The organism is Aggregatibacter sp. HK296 (assembly GCF_980469475.1).
This window is the reverse complement of the sequence record NZ_OZ413142.1, coordinates 985,258-1,003,867: the sequence shown is the minus strand read 5'-3', so window position 1 is coordinate 1,003,867 and position 18,610 is coordinate 985,258. Positions and strand designations below refer to the sequence as shown.

At 42.1% G+C, this 18,610-nt stretch carries 10 protein-coding genes; 8 read left to right on the top strand and 2 right to left on the bottom strand.

The features are described from left to right. Nucleotides 1–55 precede the first annotated feature (55 nt). Both AC30SH_RS04730 and AC30SH_RS04725 read right to left on the bottom strand, forming a co-directional pair. Nucleotides 56–1,987, bottom strand: coding sequence for a MacB family efflux pump subunit (locus AC30SH_RS04730; protein WP_489582217.1), 1,932 nt, complete (start codon nucleotides 1,985–1,987; stop codon nucleotides 56–58). Between the two features lie 19 nt (nucleotides 1,988–2,006). Beyond that, the gene (locus AC30SH_RS04725) at nucleotides 2,007–3,182 is read right to left on the bottom strand and encodes an efflux RND transporter periplasmic adaptor subunit (protein WP_489582216.1); all 1,176 of its coding nucleotides are present in this window, start codon (nucleotides 3,180–3,182) and stop codon (nucleotides 2,007–2,009) included. A gap of 267 nt (nucleotides 3,183–3,449) precedes the next feature. On the opposite strand from AC30SH_RS04725, the gene glnS reads away from it, so the two are divergent. The 8 genes from glnS to AC30SH_RS04685 all read left to right on the top strand — a co-directional run bounded on the left by glnS (nucleotide 3,450) and on the right by AC30SH_RS04685 (nucleotide 18,359). Further along, nucleotides 3,450–5,120: a glutamine--tRNA ligase gene (glnS, locus tag AC30SH_RS04720; RefSeq protein ID WP_314885716.1), complete on the top strand. Its 1,671-nt coding sequence runs from the start codon at nucleotides 3,450–3,452 to the stop codon at nucleotides 5,118–5,120. Between the two features lie 135 nt (nucleotides 5,121–5,255). Then, nucleotides 5,256–7,013, top strand: coding sequence for a ShlB/FhaC/HecB family hemolysin secretion/activation protein (locus AC30SH_RS04715; protein ID WP_314885714.1), 1,758 nt, complete (start codon nucleotides 5,256–5,258; stop codon nucleotides 7,011–7,013). 42 nt (nucleotides 7,014–7,055) lie between these two features. Continuing rightward, on the top strand, nucleotides 7,056–13,793 hold the full coding sequence (locus AC30SH_RS04710; RefSeq protein WP_006718105.1) for a two-partner secretion domain-containing protein: 6,738 nt from the start codon (nucleotides 7,056–7,058) through the stop codon (nucleotides 13,791–13,793). Between the two features lies 1 nt (nucleotide 13,794). Then, a complete protein-coding gene (locus AC30SH_RS04705) occupies nucleotides 13,795–14,160 on the top strand; it encodes a hypothetical protein (RefSeq protein ID WP_489582215.1) in 366 nt (121 codons plus the stop codon). Between the two features lie 174 nt (nucleotides 14,161–14,334). Continuing rightward, the gene (locus AC30SH_RS04700) at nucleotides 14,335–14,535 is read left to right on the top strand and encodes a voltage-gated potassium channel (RefSeq protein ID WP_231957914.1); all 201 of its coding nucleotides are present in this window, start codon (nucleotides 14,335–14,337) and stop codon (nucleotides 14,533–14,535) included. An 83-nt stretch (nucleotides 14,536–14,618) separates the two neighbouring features. Further along, nucleotides 14,619–14,999: a hypothetical protein gene (locus AC30SH_RS04695; protein ID WP_006718111.1), complete on the top strand. Its 381-nt coding sequence runs from the start codon at nucleotides 14,619–14,621 to the stop codon at nucleotides 14,997–14,999. A gap of 214 nt (nucleotides 15,000–15,213) precedes the next feature. Next, entirely contained in the window at nucleotides 15,214–17,988 is a 2,775-nt protein-coding gene (locus AC30SH_RS04690) for a deaminase domain-containing protein (protein ID WP_032997859.1), read from the top strand. Then, nucleotides 17,988–18,359, top strand: a complete 372-nt coding sequence (locus AC30SH_RS04685; protein ID WP_006718116.1) for a hypothetical protein — start codon at nucleotides 17,988–17,990, stop codon at nucleotides 18,357–18,359. Before AC30SH_RS04690 ends, AC30SH_RS04685 begins: the two co-directional genes overlap by 1 nt. Nucleotides 18,360–18,610: the final 251 nt, after the last annotated feature.

Genomic DNA, 18,610 nt, shown 5'->3' with positions numbered 1-18,610 from the left:
TTTTATGCCTCAAAAGTGCGGTCGATTTTAACCGCATTTTTAGGTTTTACAAAATCTATTCACGGGCTAATGCCGTAATCGGATCTAATTGTGCTGCACGTTTTGCCGGGGTGTAGCCGAACACTACGCCGATTAAGCTGGAAAAGGCGACGGCGGCAATAATCGAACCGCCGGAAAATGCCATGACGAAATCGGTCATAAAGGTGTTAAACAGCAAGCCAATGGCACCTGACAATAGAATCCCGGTGACGCCGCCGATAAGACAAATCAACACAGCTTCAATTAAAAATTGTTGCAAGATATTAGACTGCCTTGCACCGATTGCCATGCGCACACCGATTTCTTTGGTGCGTTCGGTCACCGATACCAACATAATGTTCATCACGCCAATCCCGCCGACGATCAAGGAAATAAAGGCGATAGAGGAGATAAGCAATTTCATCGTGCCGGTGGTGCTTTCGATGGTTTGTTTAATGGTGTCGCTGTTCATGATGAAGAAGTCTTTTTTACCGTGGCGTAGTGTCAGCAATTCCGTAATGCCTTTTTCTGCCGCTGTTGTGTTCACATCTTCCGCGACTTTCACCGTAATCGAACCGATTTTTTTACTGCCTGAAATGCGGTTCATCACAGTAGTGTAGGGCGCATAAAGATTCAGTGAACTGCTCGCACCGCCCATTTGTCGGTCGGACACAACACCAATAATACGCAACGGGCGTTTATTAAACATCACTACTTTGCCAAGGGGATTTTCATTGGGGAAAATGGATTTTTTGGCGCTTTCGTCAATTAATGCCACTTGCGCATTTTCTGCCACATCCTGTGCTGAGAGTAGGCGACCTTGTTTTAATTTTAAGCCTTCAACATCAAAAGATTCTTCGCTCACACCTTTTAAGGACGTCGTCGAAAATGCTTTATTCCCATAAATCAATGTGCCGCTTGACGCGCTATTCGGCGTAACGCTTTGCACATAGGTTTGTTGGCTTAATGTGTTGGCATCGTTAACTGTAAGATTCTGCATTTGTTCCGCACGGCGATCACCAAAGCCGGTGCCGTTAAAAATGGTGATGGTGTTTGTGCCGATGCCGCGAATATTTTCCAAAATTTTTTGTTGCGAGCCATTGCCCAATGCCACCACGGACACCACGGAAGTGATCCCAATAATGATGCCAAGCATGGTGAGCAAAGAGCGCATTTTATGTGCCACAATGGCACTGACAGACATCCGAAAGGCTTCCATCAGCTGATCTTTGCTGAAGCCGAAACGTCCTTTAAAAACACCTGAATTTTTGACCGCACTTTTCACCGGCTGGGTTTGCGTGTCACTGATAATTTCGCCGTCTTTGATTTCAATCATCCGATTGGCGTTGGCGGCGATGTGTTTATCGTGGGTAACCATAATAATGGTATGCCCTTCTTGGTGCAGTTGACGCAGGATTTCCATCACATTTTCGCCACTTTGCGAATCCAACGCACCGGTGGGTTCATCGGCTAAAATGATTTCTCCCCCGTTCATTAGGGCGCGGGCGATACTCACCCGTTGTTGTTGCCCACCGGAGAGTTGATTAGGTTTATTCTGCCATTTATCGCTTAACCCCAGTTTTTCCAATAATTGTTTGGCGCGTTCCAAACGTTGATTGTGGGGCATGCCCGCATAAATTGCCGGTAATGCCACATTTTCTGCTGCAGTAAGGCTGCTCAATAAATTGTAACGTTGGAAAATAAAACCGAATTTTTGACTGCGTAAATCGGAGAGCTGATCGGCGGTTAATTCGATGGTTTCTTTCTCATCGATTTTGTACGAACCGCTGGTCGCTGTATCCAAACAACCAATAATGTTCATCAACGTGGATTTGCCCGAACCCGATTGCCCGATAATGGCAACGAAATCGCCTTTTTCGATATTTAATGAAATGTCTTTAAGAATATGAACACGATTTTCGCCGGCGCCAAAGTAGCGGTTGATGTTTTTCATTTCAATAATATTCATTGGAAATTTCCACCGCACTTTAGAAAATTCGTGGTCCGCGCATATTGCCGACGGCTTCGCCGGCAGCCACTTGTGACACAATGACTTTTTCGCCTTCAGCAACGCCGGATTTAATTTCTGTTTGGTAATCGTTTTGTACGCCGATTTCTACTTCGCGCTGTTCCGGTTGGTTGTTGCTGTTTAATACCTTCACAAAGGTTTTACCGTTTTGCGTTTGAATTGCCATATTCGGCACGGAAAGCACGTTTTGCACGTTGGCAATTTTGATGTTGTTTTCCGTGGTCATGCCGATGCGCAAAATCCGGTTGGGATTTTCTACGATAATGTTGGCGTAGTAATAAACTGCGCTGTTACTGGTGCTTGACGTTGAAGTTGTGGTGCTGGACGTGGAGCTATTGCTAATCGTCGTTGTCGCCGGATCAACGGATTCAATTTTGGCGTGATAAAGGGTTTTGCTGTCGGATAAAATACTAAAGGTCACCTCTTGTCCGGCTTTCACTTTCGTAATATCGCCTTCGGAAATTTCTGGTTTAATGCGCATTTTGCTTAAATCCGCCACTTTGACGATGGTCGGCGTGGTTTGATTGGAGTTTACCGTTTGGCCTTCAGAAACCGGTGTGGCAATCACTGTGCCGTCAATCGGCGAGGTGATTTTGGTGTAGCCTACATTGGTTTCCGCCGTATTCACTTCAATTTCTGCTTGTTTGATGTTTTCCTGCACCACATTCATTTCCGCTTTGGCGTTATCTAAGGTCGCTTTTGCACTGTTTAAGCTGTCCAAGGACGTGCCTTTTTGCGCATACAATTTGGTTAAACGATGGTAATTAGAAAGCGCCACATCATAGGCGGTTTTACGCGCGACAAACTGGGCTTGGTCGCTTGCAAGCGCCGCTTTTCGAGTGTTTAGCGTGTTGATTTGCGTGGTGGAATCAATCTCCGCAATCAAATCGCCTTTTTTCACTTGCTGACCTAAAGCCACATAGAGTTTGGTGACTTTACCGGAAACCTGCGCGCCCACATCAACGGTGTTGACACTTTCAATTGAGCCGGTCGCTACCACATTTTTTTCAATGTCGCCACGTTGCACGGTTTCCGTTAAATAGGTAGTTTTAGGCGTGGAATCGCCCATAAAAAAATAACCGCCGGTGATCACCGCGGCAGCCAGTGCGGCCATTATCCAATGTTTTTTTGTCATATTTTCTTAAGAGTTAAAAGAAACAGTGAAAATAGAATACAGGAGAACGATTAAGGAAATCTTAATTATTAATGAATGAACGTTCATTTAGTGGCGCATTTTAATGGGAAATTAAATTTTTTGCACGAGAAATTTCAAAAGTCCACGCAAGATTTTGCCTTGTGCTGAAACAAATAACACTGCGATTCCTTAGATAAATTTCAGCTTTCAAGGAAAAATGTGTAGAATAGTGCGGTTATTTTTTTATGCGTTTTAATTGAGAAAATTATGAGTACAGAAACTATCTTAGAAACGACGGAAAATGCCCGTCCGCACAATTTTATTACCCAAATTATTGATGAAGATTTAGCGTCCGGTAAACACCAACGTGTTCACACCCGTTTCCCGCCTGAGCCGAATGGCTATTTGCACATCGGTCATGCCAAATCTATCTGTTTAAACTTCGGTTTAGCAAAAGAATATAACGGTTTATGTAATCTCCGTTTTGATGACACCAATCCGGTGAAAGAAGATGTGGAATATGTGGATTCCATCAAAGCCGATGTGGAATGGTTAGGTTTCAAATGGGAAGGGGAGCCGCGTTACGCTTCCGATTATTTTGATGCACTTTATGGTTATGCTATTGAATTGATCAAAAAAGGGTTGGCGTATGTGGACGAACTTTCACCGGAAGAAATGCGCGAATATCGCGGCACGTTAACCGAGCCGGGGAAAAACAGCCCGTATCGTGATCGTAGCGTAGAAGAAAACCTCGCGTTATTTGAGCGAATGAAAAACGGCGAATTTGCAGAAGGCACGCTGAGTCTTCGTGCGAAAATTGACATGGCGTCGCCGTTTATGGTCATGCGTGATCCGGTGATTTATCGCATCAAATTTGCCAGCCACCACCAAACCGGCGACAAATGGTGCATTTATCCAATGTACGATTTTACCCACTGTATTTCCGATGCCATCGAACGCATTACACACTCATTATGTACCCTTGAGTTCCAAGACAACCGCCGTTTGTACGACTGGGTGTTGGAAAACATTAGCATTGAGCGCCCATTGCCGCACCAATATGAATTCTCCCGTTTAAATTTAGAAGGCACGCTCACTTCTAAACGTAAATTGTTGAAATTAGTCAATGAAGGCATTGTAGATGGCTGGAACGATCCGCGTATGCCGACTATTTCAGGTTTACGTCGTCGCGGTTATACGCCGGCGTCATTGCGTGAATTCTGTCGTCGTATTGGCGTGACAAAACAAGACAACGTGGTGGAATACAGCGCATTAGAATCTTGCATTCGTGATGATTTAAACCAAAATGCGCCGCGTGCCATGGCGGTGATCGATCCTGTTCGTGTAGTGATTGAAAATTTTGAAGGCGAAGAAATGTTAACTGCGCCGAATCACCCGAATCGTCCGGAATTAGGCGAACGTCAATTGCCGTTCAGCAAAGAAATTTACATTGATCGTGCAGATTTCCGTGAAGAAGCCAACAAACAATATAAACGCTTAGTGTTAGGCAAAGAAGTGCGTTTGCGTAATGCTTATGTGATTAAAGCAGAACGTGTGGAAAAAAATGCCAACGGTGACATCACCACCATTTTCTGTACCTATGATCCGGAAACCTTAGGTAAAAATCCGGCAGATGGTCGCAAAGTGAAAGGCGTAATCCACTGGGTTTCCGCCACACACAACCACCCGGCAGAATTCCGTTTATATGAACGACTTTTCACCGTGCCAAACCCGGGCGCAGAAGAAAACATCGAAAGCGTGCTAAACCCAACGTCCTTAGTGGTGAAACACGGTTTCGTCGAACAAAGCCTAAGTAATGCGGATGCGGAAAAAGGCTACCAATTTGAACGTGAAGGCTATTTCTGTGCCGACAGCAAAGACAGCCACCCGGAACATTTGGTGTTTAACTTAACGGTGAGCTTGAAAGAAGGTTTTTAACCTCATCACTCATTAAAAAGTGCGGTCGTTTTTCATGTCGAATTTCGACCGCACTTTTTTAACTGTTAATGCCAATAGTGATTGGCGTTTAGAAGGAATAGTATTTTTATTCATTATATATGGAACCAATAAAACATGAGATTTGCTTATTTCACTGCTTTTAGTCTTTCTACAGCTATCTTACCTGCGTTTGCTGAACCTAGTTCAATACAGAATGCTACCCAGCAGGCAGTCGATACACGCCAACAACAGCAACAAAATATTTTAAATGCTGAGATTCAATCCCAACAAGTAAAAAAAACGACAGTTCGCTTGGAAAGTGAAAAGGTACATGCACTTGGATTTCCAAAAAATGAAGAACTCTGTTTTCCTATTCATCAGCTTGTTCTTACCGATTATCAACACACCGTTTCAGAATCTACCTCTTTTTCTCCCAGCTCATTTTCCTGGGCAAAAAGTGCGGTCTATTCTGAGGGCGATTTTGCATTACCGACCTGTGTTGGGGCTCAAGGAATTAACGTGTTATTACGTCGAATTCAAAATTATTTGATTGAGCAGGGATATGTGACTACAAGAGTGGTTGCAGAACCGCAAGATTTACGTACAGGCGTGCTTAGATTAACGGTGATTCCGGGAAAAGTGGGGCATATCCAATTACAAGACCAAAGTGCTGTTCCCTTTGCAACAAGAAGCATGCTTTGGTTTGCTATGCCGATGGCTGTTGGGGATTTATTGAATGTGCGGGAAATTGAGCAAGGCCTAGAAAACCTTAAGAGAGTACCAAGTGCTGACGCTAATATTGAGCTTCAGCCTGGAGAGGCTTTGGGTGAGACAGATATTGTGGTGGCATATAAACACCGCATTCCATTTCATTTAACCTTAGGGTTGGATGATTCAGGTTCCAAATCGACAGGACGTTTACAGGGAGCCGCCACTTTTTCTTGGGATAACCCGCTTCGCTTAAATGATATGTTTTATATTAGCGGTACGCGTAGTTTTAAACGACATAGTGATGCGGCTGAGGGAGATTATGGCAGTCATAATCTGAGCTTATATTATTCCATTCCGTGGAAAAACTATTTGCTGACGCTTTCCGGTTCTCGCTATACCTATCATCAAACCGTTGCGGGTGCTTTTGAGTCTTATGAGTATTCCGGCGAAAGTAAACAAATGAAGCTCAATTTAAGTCGTCTATTGAGCCGTGGCGCACAACATAAAACTTACACGAATATTGCCTTATGGGCGAAAAAGTCCCACAACTATATCAATGATACGGAAGTTGAGGTTCAACGTCGTCGTACAGCCGGATGGGAGCTAGGTCTTACGCACACGCACTATGTAGGCGTAGCGACATTTTCTATTTCCGCTAATTACAAACGGGGGACCGGTGCGAATAATGCCCTTCGTGCACCGGAAGAACGATTTAATGAAGGCACCTCAAGAATGCGGATTTTGACCGCCTCTCTTGATTTTAGTTATCCGTTCAACATTGGAAAACAACCTTGGCGCTTTAATACCTATTGGCAAGCGCAATGGAATAAATCACCGCTCGTGCAACAAGACAAATTCAGCATTGGCGGCCGCTATACGGTACGTGGGTTTGACGGTGAACTTACTCTTTCCGGAGAGCGCGGTTGGCTTTGGCGCAACGAACTGGCATGGAATGTGATGAACAAAGGACATGAGATTTATCTCGGACTCGACCGAGGTATTGTCCGTTCAAGCAATGAGGAATTACAAGTAGGCAATAGTTTAACCGGTGGTGCATTGGGGATGCGCGGTAATCTTTGGGGACTAAATTATGAATATTTTGTTGGCACACCAATTCAAAAACCGCAAGGTTTCAGAACAAGTCATGTAACAACAGGGTTTAACCTCAGCTATCGTTTTTAAGTATTTTTTAAAATAAGCAGATTTTATTATTAAGGAAACATCATGAATAAAAAACATTACAAAGTTATTTTCAGCCAAGTATTAAATCAACTTGTGGTTGTATCGGAACTTGCCAAATCAAAAGGCAAAGCCACGAGCGAAGATGTTGAAAGTGCAGAGATAAAAACAACGTTAAAAGCTACCGCACTTTCTACTTTATTCGGCACTCTCACACCGGTTCATTTCAGCATTATGTTAGCGTTGGGGTTTGTTTTCGTTTCTCCTACTGCTTTGGCAAATGCGGATATGGCGATTCGCGCAGACAAATCAGCACCGGGTAATCAACAACCAACGGTGTTACAGACGGCGAATGGCTTGCCACAAGTCAACATTCAAACACCAAGTGCAGGTGGCGTGTCGCGTAATCAATACTCGCAATTTGATGTGGCGGAAAAAGGCGCCGTATTAAACAACGCTCGTAAGGCGGTACAAACCCAAACGGCCGGTTGGGTACAAGGCAACCCCAATTTAGCCGCAGGTGAAGCGAAGGTGATTTTAAATGAAGTCAATTCATCCGCTCCGAGTCGGTTAAAGGGCTATGTAGAAGTGGCCGGACAAAAGGCCGATGTTGTTATTGCGAACCCGAGTGGTATCCATTGCGATGGTTGTGGTGTCATTAACGCAGGACGCGCCACCATGACCACGGGGAAAGCTCAATTAGAAAATGGTGAGCTCAAAGGCTATGAGGTCAACGGCGGCAAAGTTAAGGTGACCGGCAAGGGCATGGATAACCGCCAGGCGGATTATACCGATATCATTGCAGAAAACGCGCAAATTGATGGCGGTGTGTGGTCGAAAAAAGCCATTAAAGTCACCACTGGTAAAAACAAAGTTGATCGCACGAATGATTCGGTGGTTTATGTAGGCGATAAAAACACTGTGGAAAGCGACCGCACTTTAGAAACCCCACAAACTTACAGCGTGGATGTGAGCCAATTGGGCGGTATGTATGCCGAGAAAATTCATTTGGTGGATAACGGCCAAGGCCTCGGTGTACGCAACGCCGGCCACATCGGTGCCTCTGCCGGTGAGGTAAAAATTGATAGTCAAGGTAAGATTGTGAATGAAGGCTTTGTTGGTGGTAGTGAAAATGCCCAACTCAATGCGAAAAAGAATATTGAGAACCGTGGCACCGTTTATGCTAAAGCTCAGACACAACTTAATGCTCAAAACATTGATAACAAACAGGGTGTTATTGCAGGTAAACAAGTTCAGCTTAACGCGAATAACGTGGATAACCGCAAGCAATCGGATAAAGGCTCTTTAATTGTTGCAACAGAGAAAGTGATCATTAAAGCCAAGCATGTAGATAACCACGGGACGAAAGCTAGCGACAAAACGGAACAAGGTATCCGTGGTGTTCAAGTGGCTATTACGGCTGAAAATCTTTCTAACCAACAAGGGGGTATCTACGCTGATGAGCATGCCAACCTTGATGTAGCGAAAACAATTGATAATCAAGCTGGTGAGATTGAAGCAAGTAAATCAATTGAGTTAAAAGCGAAGGCTTTAGCCAATGAAGGTAATATTAAAACCAAAGGGAATTTAATGGTTCGTTTACAAGACAGTTTAACCTTAAATAATGCTTTCCAAGTTGGTGGTAATTTAGATTTTAAAACCGAAGGAGATTTTAAAAACAATAGCCAATTACGTGTAGGTAATAAGGCGGATGTTAAAGCGGCTAATGTTGAAAACACTAAAGATGGTGAAATTAGCGGTAATGAAACACGCATTAATGCAAATACTTTAACTAACCGAGGCTTAATTGATGGTTCATTGACTGTTGCAAAAGCAGTGACCATCAATAACTTAGGTACCGGTCGTATTTATGGTGACCATGTGGCTTTACAAGGAGAGAGTTTAAATAACCTTGAGGAAGGGGACAAATCCACTGTGATTGCTGCGCGTAAGCGTTTAGATATGGGCGTGGATAAAATTTTAAACCGTAATGAAAGTACCTTTTTAAGTATGGGTAAGATTTATGTGGGCAAAGCGCTGGATGAAAACAACCAGGCTACAGGTGAATCTGCGTATGTTCATAACTACAATGGTGTGATTGAGGCGTTAAATCTCTACGATAATGCGAAAAGCAAGGCGATTACCTTTAATACTGGGGCGGTAGAGAATAGACACTTTTTCCTTGAAACAGAAAATATAGATACTTCGTCTACACCAGTTTTCGAGTATCGAATTGGGAATGATTCGACTATCTACGGTAAAGGCTCTGGGGTTTATAAAGTTAAACAAGATGATAAGAATAGTCGTGGTGGTTTGGATAAAAAAGTAAAAAATCTTTATCATATTTTTTCACCGGACGGCAAAATCGAAAGTGATAATTGGCATGAGTATGATTATACCCGCACAGTGAATGAAACCATGGTACTTAAACCAAAATACCAAGAAGGTAAGATTTTAAGTGGTGGTGGAATAGATTTTAATGATGCGCGTGTAGACAACCAAGATAGTAAAGTGATCGCTGGTGGGCTGATTCAAATTGCGGATGGACAATTAAATCAGAAAGAGTTTAAAGGTCGTACTATTGTGACGGATGCAGGTCATGTAACTGCGTTTTATAAAGGGCGGGCGTGTGGTAAAAAAGTATTTGGTAAATGTATTGATCATTACAATACCACTAAAAGTGATACCGGTATTTATTACAAACAAAATGAAAGAGTGAAAGATTTAGGGGTATTTGCCTATAAAGAAAATATGTCCCCTGAATTTGCTAATAATGGTGTAGCGAATAAAGGTGATGTGGGGGATGTGGTGTTAAATCGTCTGACACAATCGCTAGATAAATCCTCGCTTTATAATGTGAATCCTAATGCACCAAAAGGCTATGTGATTGAAACTGCCCCACGTTTTGCGAATAAGCAAAAATGGTTGAGTTCGGATTATATGTTTAATGCTCTACGCTATGATCCAAATAATATGTTGAAACGTTTGGGGGATGGTTTTTATGAGTTGCGTTTAGTGAATGAACAAATCAACCAGTTAACCGGTCGTCGTTATCTTGATGGATATCAAAATGCCTTAGAGCAATATCAAGGTTTGATGAACAATGGTATACGTTATGCCAAACAATTTAATTTAGTGCCGGGGGTTGGTTTAACCAAAGAACAAATGTCGGAGCTGACCACTGACTTAGTGTGGATGGTGAACCAAGAAATCACTTTACCAAGTGGTAAAAAACTCAATGTGTTAACACCAAAAATTTACTTGGCTTCTAATCGTACTCAAGTTACCCCAACAGGCTCTGTGATTTCGGGGGATAGCATTGTAGGTTCGGTGACCAATATGACCAATGAAGGGACGGTGCTTGCGGCGAACCTAGTGAACCTACACGGTCAAAATTTAGAGAATAAAGGCCTAGTTTTTGCTAATAACGTTAATCTTAATGCTGAGCAAAAACTCGTGAACCTTGGCGGTAAGATTATGGCGGCTGACAGTGTATCGCTTTATGGTGGTAAATCCGTAGAACTTGGTGCAACGACGGCGGAAACACAAAGCCAATTAGCTCTTACCGAAACCGGCAATAAGATTGTCGATCGCCAAAGTGAAGTAATGGTGACAGGAAAAGATGGAAAGATTTCTATTCAAAGTAATGGCGATATCACAGTGAAGGCCGCCAATGTGAAATCGACAGGCACCATTGATGTGAACGCCAAAGGCAAACTTTTAGTGGGTACAGAGAAGCAAAGTAGCAAAGAGCATTATGACTTTAGCGATAACCATCATTATCACTTAGATAAAGAAGGTGAAGTTGGCTCTGTTATTGGCGGCAAGGACGGAGTGCGCTTAGTTGGTCAAACAGAAGCCACACTTCGTCAAGCTGAAGTAACGAGTGCTAATGGAAAAGTAATGGTTGCCTCTAAAGGAGATGTTCGAATTGAAGAAGGGCGATATATTGAACATTTAGATACCCGTAATAAGCAAAAATCTAGAGGTGCGTTTACAAGCGTTACTGAAGAATATAAACATAAGCATAATTACGATTTGAGTAAAGGTAGTGAAATTGATGGAAATAGCGTTGTGATTTACTCTCAAGATGGTAATGTCACGGTGCAAGGCTCAAATGTGGTGGGAGAAAACGGCTTAACGGTGAAGGCGAAAACCATCGACATCAAAGAAGCGGAAAACAAAGTTTATTCTGATGATTTTCACAGCAAGAAAAAATCAGGCGTGTTGGGCGGAGGCATAGGGGTTACGTTTGGTGCCCAAAAGCAAACGATAGAAAGCGATAAAACGAAGTTTTATGCACAGGGCAGCCAAGTGGGTAGCTTAAATGGCAATACTACCCTCATCGCAGAGAATGATTACACACAAACGGCAAGTCATGTGAGTGCGGTGAACGGAGATGTCAATATTCAGGCGAAAAAAGTCGACATTAAAGCGGCAGATGATAAATATGAAATGCACACCAAACAAACCTTTGAGCAAAAAGGGGTAACCCTTGCCGTCACCTCTCCGATACTGTCCGCCCTACAAGCCGTGCAAGGGACGGTGAAATCTGTTGAGCGCGTCGGTCAAAGCAAAAATGACCGAGTCAATGCCATGGCGGCGGCGAACTCGGCGATGGATGCCTATCGAGCCGGACAAGCGGTGGGACAGGCAGGAAAAGCGATGCAAGAGGCGATGGAAAATGGAAATATGGATTCCGTCGTGGGGGTACAAATCACTTACGGCCAACAAAAGAGCGAATCACGTACGCATACTGAAGGAAAAACCGCGGCCAAATCTCAAGTGAATGCCGGAGGCAAAGTAAATATTGTTGCCACAGGGGCAGGCAAAGCATCCAACATCACCATTAACGGTTCGGATGTGTCCGGTAAACAAGGAACCTTCTTGGGGGCAGAGAACGACATCAACATCACGGCTGCCGAACAAACGCACAAAGAGCGCAGCACCAATAAATCGAGCGGCTTTAATGCGGGGGTGGCGATAAAAGTGAGCAATGGCGTTGCAGCGGGGATTACTGTTGGGGGCAATTACGGCAAAGGTTACGGCAACGGTGATGAAACCACTTATGTGGCAAGCCATGTGGGTGACGCCAACAGCCAAACCACAATACAAAGCGGTGGTGATACAAACCTTATTGGGAGCCAAGTAAAAGGTAAACGTGTTGAAGTCAATGCCGACAACATGAATATCAAAAGTTTGCAAGATAAATCCAACTATGATGGCAAGCAAACGAATATCAGCGGCAGTGTAACCATCGGTTATGGGTTCTCCGCAGGGGGAAGCTACAATAAATCCAAAGTCAATGCCGACCATGCCAGCGTCAATGAACAAGCCGGCATCTATGCAGGGGATGAGGGGTATGACATCAACGTCAATAAACACACAGACTTAAACGGCGGTCTTATCACCTCAACACAAAAGGCGGAGGATGAGGGCAAAAACCGGTTTAGTACGGGAACGATTACACATTCAGATATTGAAAACCACTCAAACTACAGCGGAAGTAGTTTTGGTGTGAGTGGCAGTGTGGCAGCGAATTTTGACACCCCATTGGGTAAAGAGGGTCAAGCGCAAAGTAGTAAACAAGCGACCGATAGCAAGGGCAATCCGGTTTATTTGGATAAAAACGGCAAGGAGACGGTCAGTGCGACCGACACGGAGGGCAATGCCAATCGTGCGAAATCGGCAACCGGTTTGGCCTCGTTGCAATCTACCTTAGGCCTCGGCTACGGCTCAGATAAAGAAAATCAATCCAGTACAACGAAAAGCGGCATTAATACCAAGAATATTGAAATTAGAGACCAAGCAGGACAACTGGCGAAAACCGGTGAAACGGTTGAGCAGACGCTAGATAGCATTAAAACCGATGTGACTACGGATAATGCAGAGCAGCATTCCGGCAAGTTGGAAAATCATTTTGATAAAGACAAAGTGATGAAAGAGCTCAACATTCAAGTGAAAGTTACTCAAGATTTTCGTAAAAATGCCTTCTCAATGATTGATGCCTATGTGCTTCCAAAACAGGCTGAATTGAGAAAACAAATCAAGGAAGCTAAAACTGAAGAGGAAAAGACCGCACTTTATGGAGAAATTTATAAATTGCAATATCAAAAACGTTTGCTTGAAACAGTGGTAGGCATTGTATCGGGTTCGCCTGATGTTGCAATAACACAAGGAACTTTGCAATTGGCCGCAACGAAGATGAGAGAGGAGACTTTAGCTAATTCAAGATTATTTAAAGGTATTAAAGATGCTAAGACGGGGAAAATTCTTCGTAATGATAGTTATGATAGCGGTTATTTTGATGGAGTAAAATTAGGTGGTGTAAGGATTGATGTTAATGCTATTTGCAATAGTAACATGGGGACTTGTACTTATAATGATGATAATTCAATCACATTTAAAGGTAATAAAGACTATACATTAGATGATGCTATTGATCCGCAACAAAATAAAAAAGCGGGTGGATTATATGGAGAAACCGGTGGTTTTCAACCTGTTCAAGGTGAGTGGAATCTACATTTTACGAGAATTCCGTATAGCATCGGTTCTATCTCGGATATGGCGGTAGAATCCTTTGCTGGTACTCACGACATGTTAGGAGGCCAAGCATGGGGCTGGTATGATAAACAAGGAAATACTGCAGAAAAAAATAAACTTACTGGTGTAGCATCAGGTGTAACAACTGTTATTGCAATACCGGTATCCGCACCATTTGCTTTATCCGATGTAATATCATCAGATATGTTTGAACTTTTGATGAAAATAGGAGGTAAATAAAATGAAATACACCTTATTTATTCTTTGTTTTATATTAAACGGATGTTGGTATTCAAACGGATGTTTTTATACTCCACAAATGGTTAATTGTGTTGATAAGGGGAAAGAATATCCATTAATTGCAGGGTATCAAAAAAAAGAACTACTAGGACATACAAACTCAAAACAACGATGGAAAGATCTTGTTTCTTGTGGAGGAAAGTATGGTGATATAAATCTACACTACTATCCGCAAAACTATCAAATAAATGACAAAAGATATAAAAGTCTTGATGAATGTATGAATACTAAGGGGTATATATATCTTTCTCCCGCTGAATGTGGCTATCAAGATCCTAAGTGGGATAAGGGAAAGTGTAACTTATAACGCATTGAATTTATTTTATTATTTAAACAGAGTGTGGTCAATTTTCAAAGAGCTTTAAAACTTCTCAAAAATTGACCGCACTTTTTTTTAGAGAAAGAAAATTAATTCGTCAGCAAGGTAGCGTGCGTTAATTTTTGGTTCACGCACCTTGCGTTAGCTATGGGGATGGAAATAATGAAAATTTTAGTTATATTCTTAATGACTATTTTTATTCAATCTTGTCTTTCATATTCTTCAGATGAGGCTTGGCATAATCTTAATAAAATGTACAAAGAGGCTAATGGAAAGAAAATATGCATGAAATATAAAGGAAATGTACATGTCATGTATTATTGTGAAAATGAAAACAAAGAACAATGGCAAAGTAGAAAGTAAAAAGTACGCATAATTAATGAGATCTTCTTTTTACTGTACACTTTATCTATAGAAGTTATGAATTTGTTGTTTGGGGTAAGATAATGAAAAAAGTTATATTTATCATAATTTTTATATCCATCATAACAGGATGTTATTCAGCAAAAGACGATTGTTATTATGGAATGACAACAATTTGTTTTGGTAAGCCATATAGCCCAATTGCTAAATTTCAAAAACCTTATAGCTTTGGGCATACGGATTCCGTGAAAAGAATGGATGATTTGGTAAGCTGCGGATTAAGAAAAGGGGATTTAAGTATGAGGAGTGCTTGGGCAATGGATCATTTACCAAAAGCTGATCCCCATTTACAACAAAAAAATTGGGATGCTTTTTTTAAATGCATGGAAATAAAAGGTTATACATGGGTGGAAGATTGTGGCAGAAAGAATTCTACTTCAGATAAAGAATTATGTAATGAATGATGAATATAACTTATCAACCAAAACAAAGGTAAACGTGTAGAAATCAATGCCCCAATGATAGCGCCAGCGTCCACGCTGGTGCTGTTTAATAAAAACATTGCGAATTTTACCCATAAACGTTGGGAGAACCAATGTTCAAAATCCTTTGGATTTTGTGACCGCACTTTTAGTTGATAGGCACAAGCGAGGACGCTTGCGCCATCAAGGGGGGAATATGCAACAAAACGGAACCACGTCCAGCCCGAGTGTGAAAATTAGTATTGGTTACGGTAGCCAAAAACAAACGCAAACCAGTGAAAGCCAAAGTATTCAACATCAAAAATCAACTATCAATACAGGAATACTAGATATTAAAGCCCGTGGTGAAAAAGTCGTTTTTGAAGGCGTGGATGCAAATGCCAAGTTAATGGCGCTTTCCGGCAAACAGGGGATTGACATCAAAGGGGTGAAAGACGAAGAGCATCAGCGTACGGAGAATAAATCGTCCGGTGGTAGTGTCGGTGTTTTTGTGGGTACCAACGGTAATAGTTACGGATTGGGGATAGAGGGTTCGGTGAATGTGGCGAAGGGCAAGTCGAACTCGGATAGCGAACGTTGGCAAAACAGTCATCTAACGGCAGATAAAATCATCACGAACAGTGAAGAAGGCGACTTAACCCTTGATGCGGCGAATCTTAAAGCAAAACGTTGGGAAGCGGATATTCAAAATCTGACGATAACGAGCCGTCAAGATACGGAAAAATACGAATCGAAACAAACGAGTGCGAGTGCAAGCGGCTCGGTGGCGTATGGTTCGGGCGGTGGTGCATCGGTGAGTGCGTCATACAACAAGGCAAAAGTGGATTATGCGCAAGTCAATGAACAAGCCGGGATTCGTGTCGGAGAGGATGGCATGGATGCCAACATCCACAACCATGCTCAACTGAACGCCGCCATCATCGAAAGTGATGCTGATGAAAGTAAAAACCGCTTTAAAACAAAATCGCTCACACATACCGATATTGAAAACCGCAGTGAGATTAAAACGGAAAGTGCGAGCATCAGTGCGGGCACGGGAGGCATTAACCCGATGCAGGCGCTTAGCAGTGCGTTGAGCTTATTAGGTAACACGAATGAAAGAGAGCGAAGCACCACCAAATCAGCTATTAGTGGCAACATTCAGATAGAGACCGAAACACCGGAAAATCTGACCGCACTTTCACGGGATACGAAGAATGCGAATCAACGAGTTGAAAAGCAAGATTTACAAAAAGTGCAAGAACGCCAAGAAATGGCGAAAGTGATAGGCGACATCACGAACAACGCGATAAGCATTGCCACGTATAATGAGCGAGAGAAGATTAATAAACTGAGTCTTGAAAAATTTAAAGCGGAAGAAAAATACGGCAAAGAGAGTACGCAAGCGCAAGAAATCGGTAAACAAATTAGTGTCATTCAAAAAGGGATTGATGATGCTTACGGCATAGGTAGTGAAAAAGGGATGGCGATTCGAGCTGTGACGGCGGCATTACAAGCGGCGGCACAAAACGATACCGCAGGCAGTCTTGTCGCACTGGCTTCGCCTTATCTCAATCAAAAAATCCACGAGATGACGGCAGGCGACACGGCAAAAGACAAAGCGACTAACCTGATGGCACATGCGCTGCTTTCTGCGGTGGAGTTCCAAGTGACAGGCAAAGACCCATTGACGGGCGCAATTGCCGGGGTAACAGGTGAGGCAACCGCTGAAATCATCGCGAGAGCTTATGGTAAACCGGTCAGTGAATTAACGGCAAATGAGAAGGAAAACATTAGCACGTTAAGTCAACTGGCGGGTGGACTGGCTTCGGCATTGACGGCGAAGGCGAATGGCACCACAGCAGAACAAGGGGGTAGTTTCCTTACTGCAACCTCTGGGGCAGAGACGGCTAAAAGGGCGGTAGAGAATAATTATCTAAGTATTGCAGATGTTCAGAACTTCATTCGAGAACTGAGCAAAGCGCAAAAAGAGGGCCGTGATACTAAACCGATTTTAGAGAAATATAAAGGGATTAGTGAAGAGAATCGTCAGCAACTCATAGCGTGTAAGGGTAATGTGGTTTGTGAAACGGCACATTTACATGAAATGAATACTGGGGCTGAAGAGCTTGAGAGAAATTTAGGGTTCTTTAGTCGTATGACGGTGTATTATCCAAATGATTTAAATACAGCGAATCGTACTGCATTATTTAATTTAGTTGAAAGTGAGAATGCAGAAAGTTTTAGCAAGCTTTCGGATACAACAAAATTTGGTTTGAATGCTATGGAGGCTGGTACAGCAACAGGCTATGCAAGAGTTGGATTAAGCAATGTTAAGAGCTTAATTAGTGGAAAAAATAAAGCTTATCCGACATCGGGAATGGATGGGTATAAGCGTACTAATGTCGGGGATGAGGATTATCGTTCAAGTGGTGCTGAGAATGCAGCATTGTATCCTAAATTAAAAGAGGAGTTAGCAATGAAGCAGAAAGCCGGGTTTGAAAAAGTTGTTAAAGATTTAAGTAAAAAACCCACTGGTAGTGTTTTAATGATACCTGATTATCGTCATCAATTGTCAGAGGCTAGATCAACTTTATCACCTAAGTTGCAGAGAAGTGGGAATGCAGCCGTTGCTCAAATTAATATTGATGGATTAACCACTAGAAAATTAGTTGGCCATAGTCAAATAGATAAAGCACAAGGTAGTTTTGTTGGGCAAGGAGAAACAAAATTTGAATCTCTAAAATTACCTAACAAAAAGGGAGATTTGATAGATAGAAGAGTTGATTCTGAGTATAAGATTTTATCTAACTTAGCTGATCAATTAGGTTCTAATAGACAAGCAAAAGGTCAGGTCACAATATTTACTGAGCGTCCAGCTTGCTTAAGTTGTCTAGGTGTAGTAGACCAATTTATCAAACGCTATCCAAATATAAAGGTAAATGTTTTTGACAATAACGGAAAAGCAATTAAACATAATGGAGAAAAATAATGGCAAAACGAGTTAATTATGAAACTTTAAAACAATGGTTTTTTGAGGATGCTTACATTTGGTGTCAACGTAAATTTACTGAAGGGAAAGTAAAGAGTTGGCATGGAGAATTTAATGAATGGGGAGGTGCTTTAGATAGTTTTGATGGGCATTTTGATTTGCTAATTGAGAAGTTAATGCTAAATGTAATTTTTATTATAACTAATGGAGCAAGGCATATATTGAGTCATCAGATAGTTTTTAATGAAATACAAGAGATTTTATTGAATAATAACCTTGATGAGCTAGTTTCTGTTTTAGAAGAAGATGAAAAAGAGGATTTTCTTTATGATTTAAATTTGATTTTAAATAATAGGGAGATTGAAGAATAGCAAGTAGTATAATGATATTGACCCAGATATCCCCACCTAGATAGCGCGCGCTTCCTAACGCGTGCTTGTATCTACCTAAAAATAGACAAATCGAAGTTGTTAATGAAAATAGTAAAAATCTGAATCAAACGAAATCGATGTTTTAGGCACGCGTCAGGAGATGCGCGCCATCATTGGGGAATGTATAAATAATAAGTTGGAGAAGAATGAGCCGAAAATAAATAGCTGGTTAAAAGGTGATAATGATGCTA

Coding starts and splice junctions, on each gene's coding strand:
- AC30SH_RS04690 (WP_032997859.1), top strand. CDS start 15,214: ATGCAACAAAACGGAACCACGTCCAGCCCGAGTGTGAAAATTAGTATT.
- AC30SH_RS04710 (WP_006718105.1), top strand. CDS start 7,056: ATGAATAAAAAACATTACAAAGTTATTTTCAGCCAAGTATTAAATCAA.
- AC30SH_RS04685 (WP_006718116.1), top strand. CDS start 17,988: ATGGCAAAACGAGTTAATTATGAAACTTTAAAACAATGGTTTTTTGAG.
- AC30SH_RS04700 (WP_231957914.1), top strand. CDS start 14,335: ATGAAAATTTTAGTTATATTCTTAATGACTATTTTTATTCAATCTTGT.
- AC30SH_RS04715 (WP_314885714.1), top strand. CDS start 5,256: ATGAGATTTGCTTATTTCACTGCTTTTAGTCTTTCTACAGCTATCTTA.
- AC30SH_RS04695 (WP_006718111.1), top strand. CDS start 14,619: ATGAAAAAAGTTATATTTATCATAATTTTTATATCCATCATAACAGGA.
- AC30SH_RS04705 (WP_489582215.1), top strand. CDS start 13,795: ATGAAATACACCTTATTTATTCTTTGTTTTATATTAAACGGATGTTGG.
- AC30SH_RS04730 (WP_489582217.1), bottom strand. CDS start 1,987: ATGAATATTATTGAAATGAAAAACATCAACCGCTACTTTGGCGCCGGC.
- glnS (WP_314885716.1), top strand. CDS start 3,450: ATGAGTACAGAAACTATCTTAGAAACGACGGAAAATGCCCGTCCGCAC.
- AC30SH_RS04725 (WP_489582216.1), bottom strand. CDS start 3,182: ATGACAAAAAAACATTGGATAATGGCCGCACTGGCTGCCGCGGTGATC.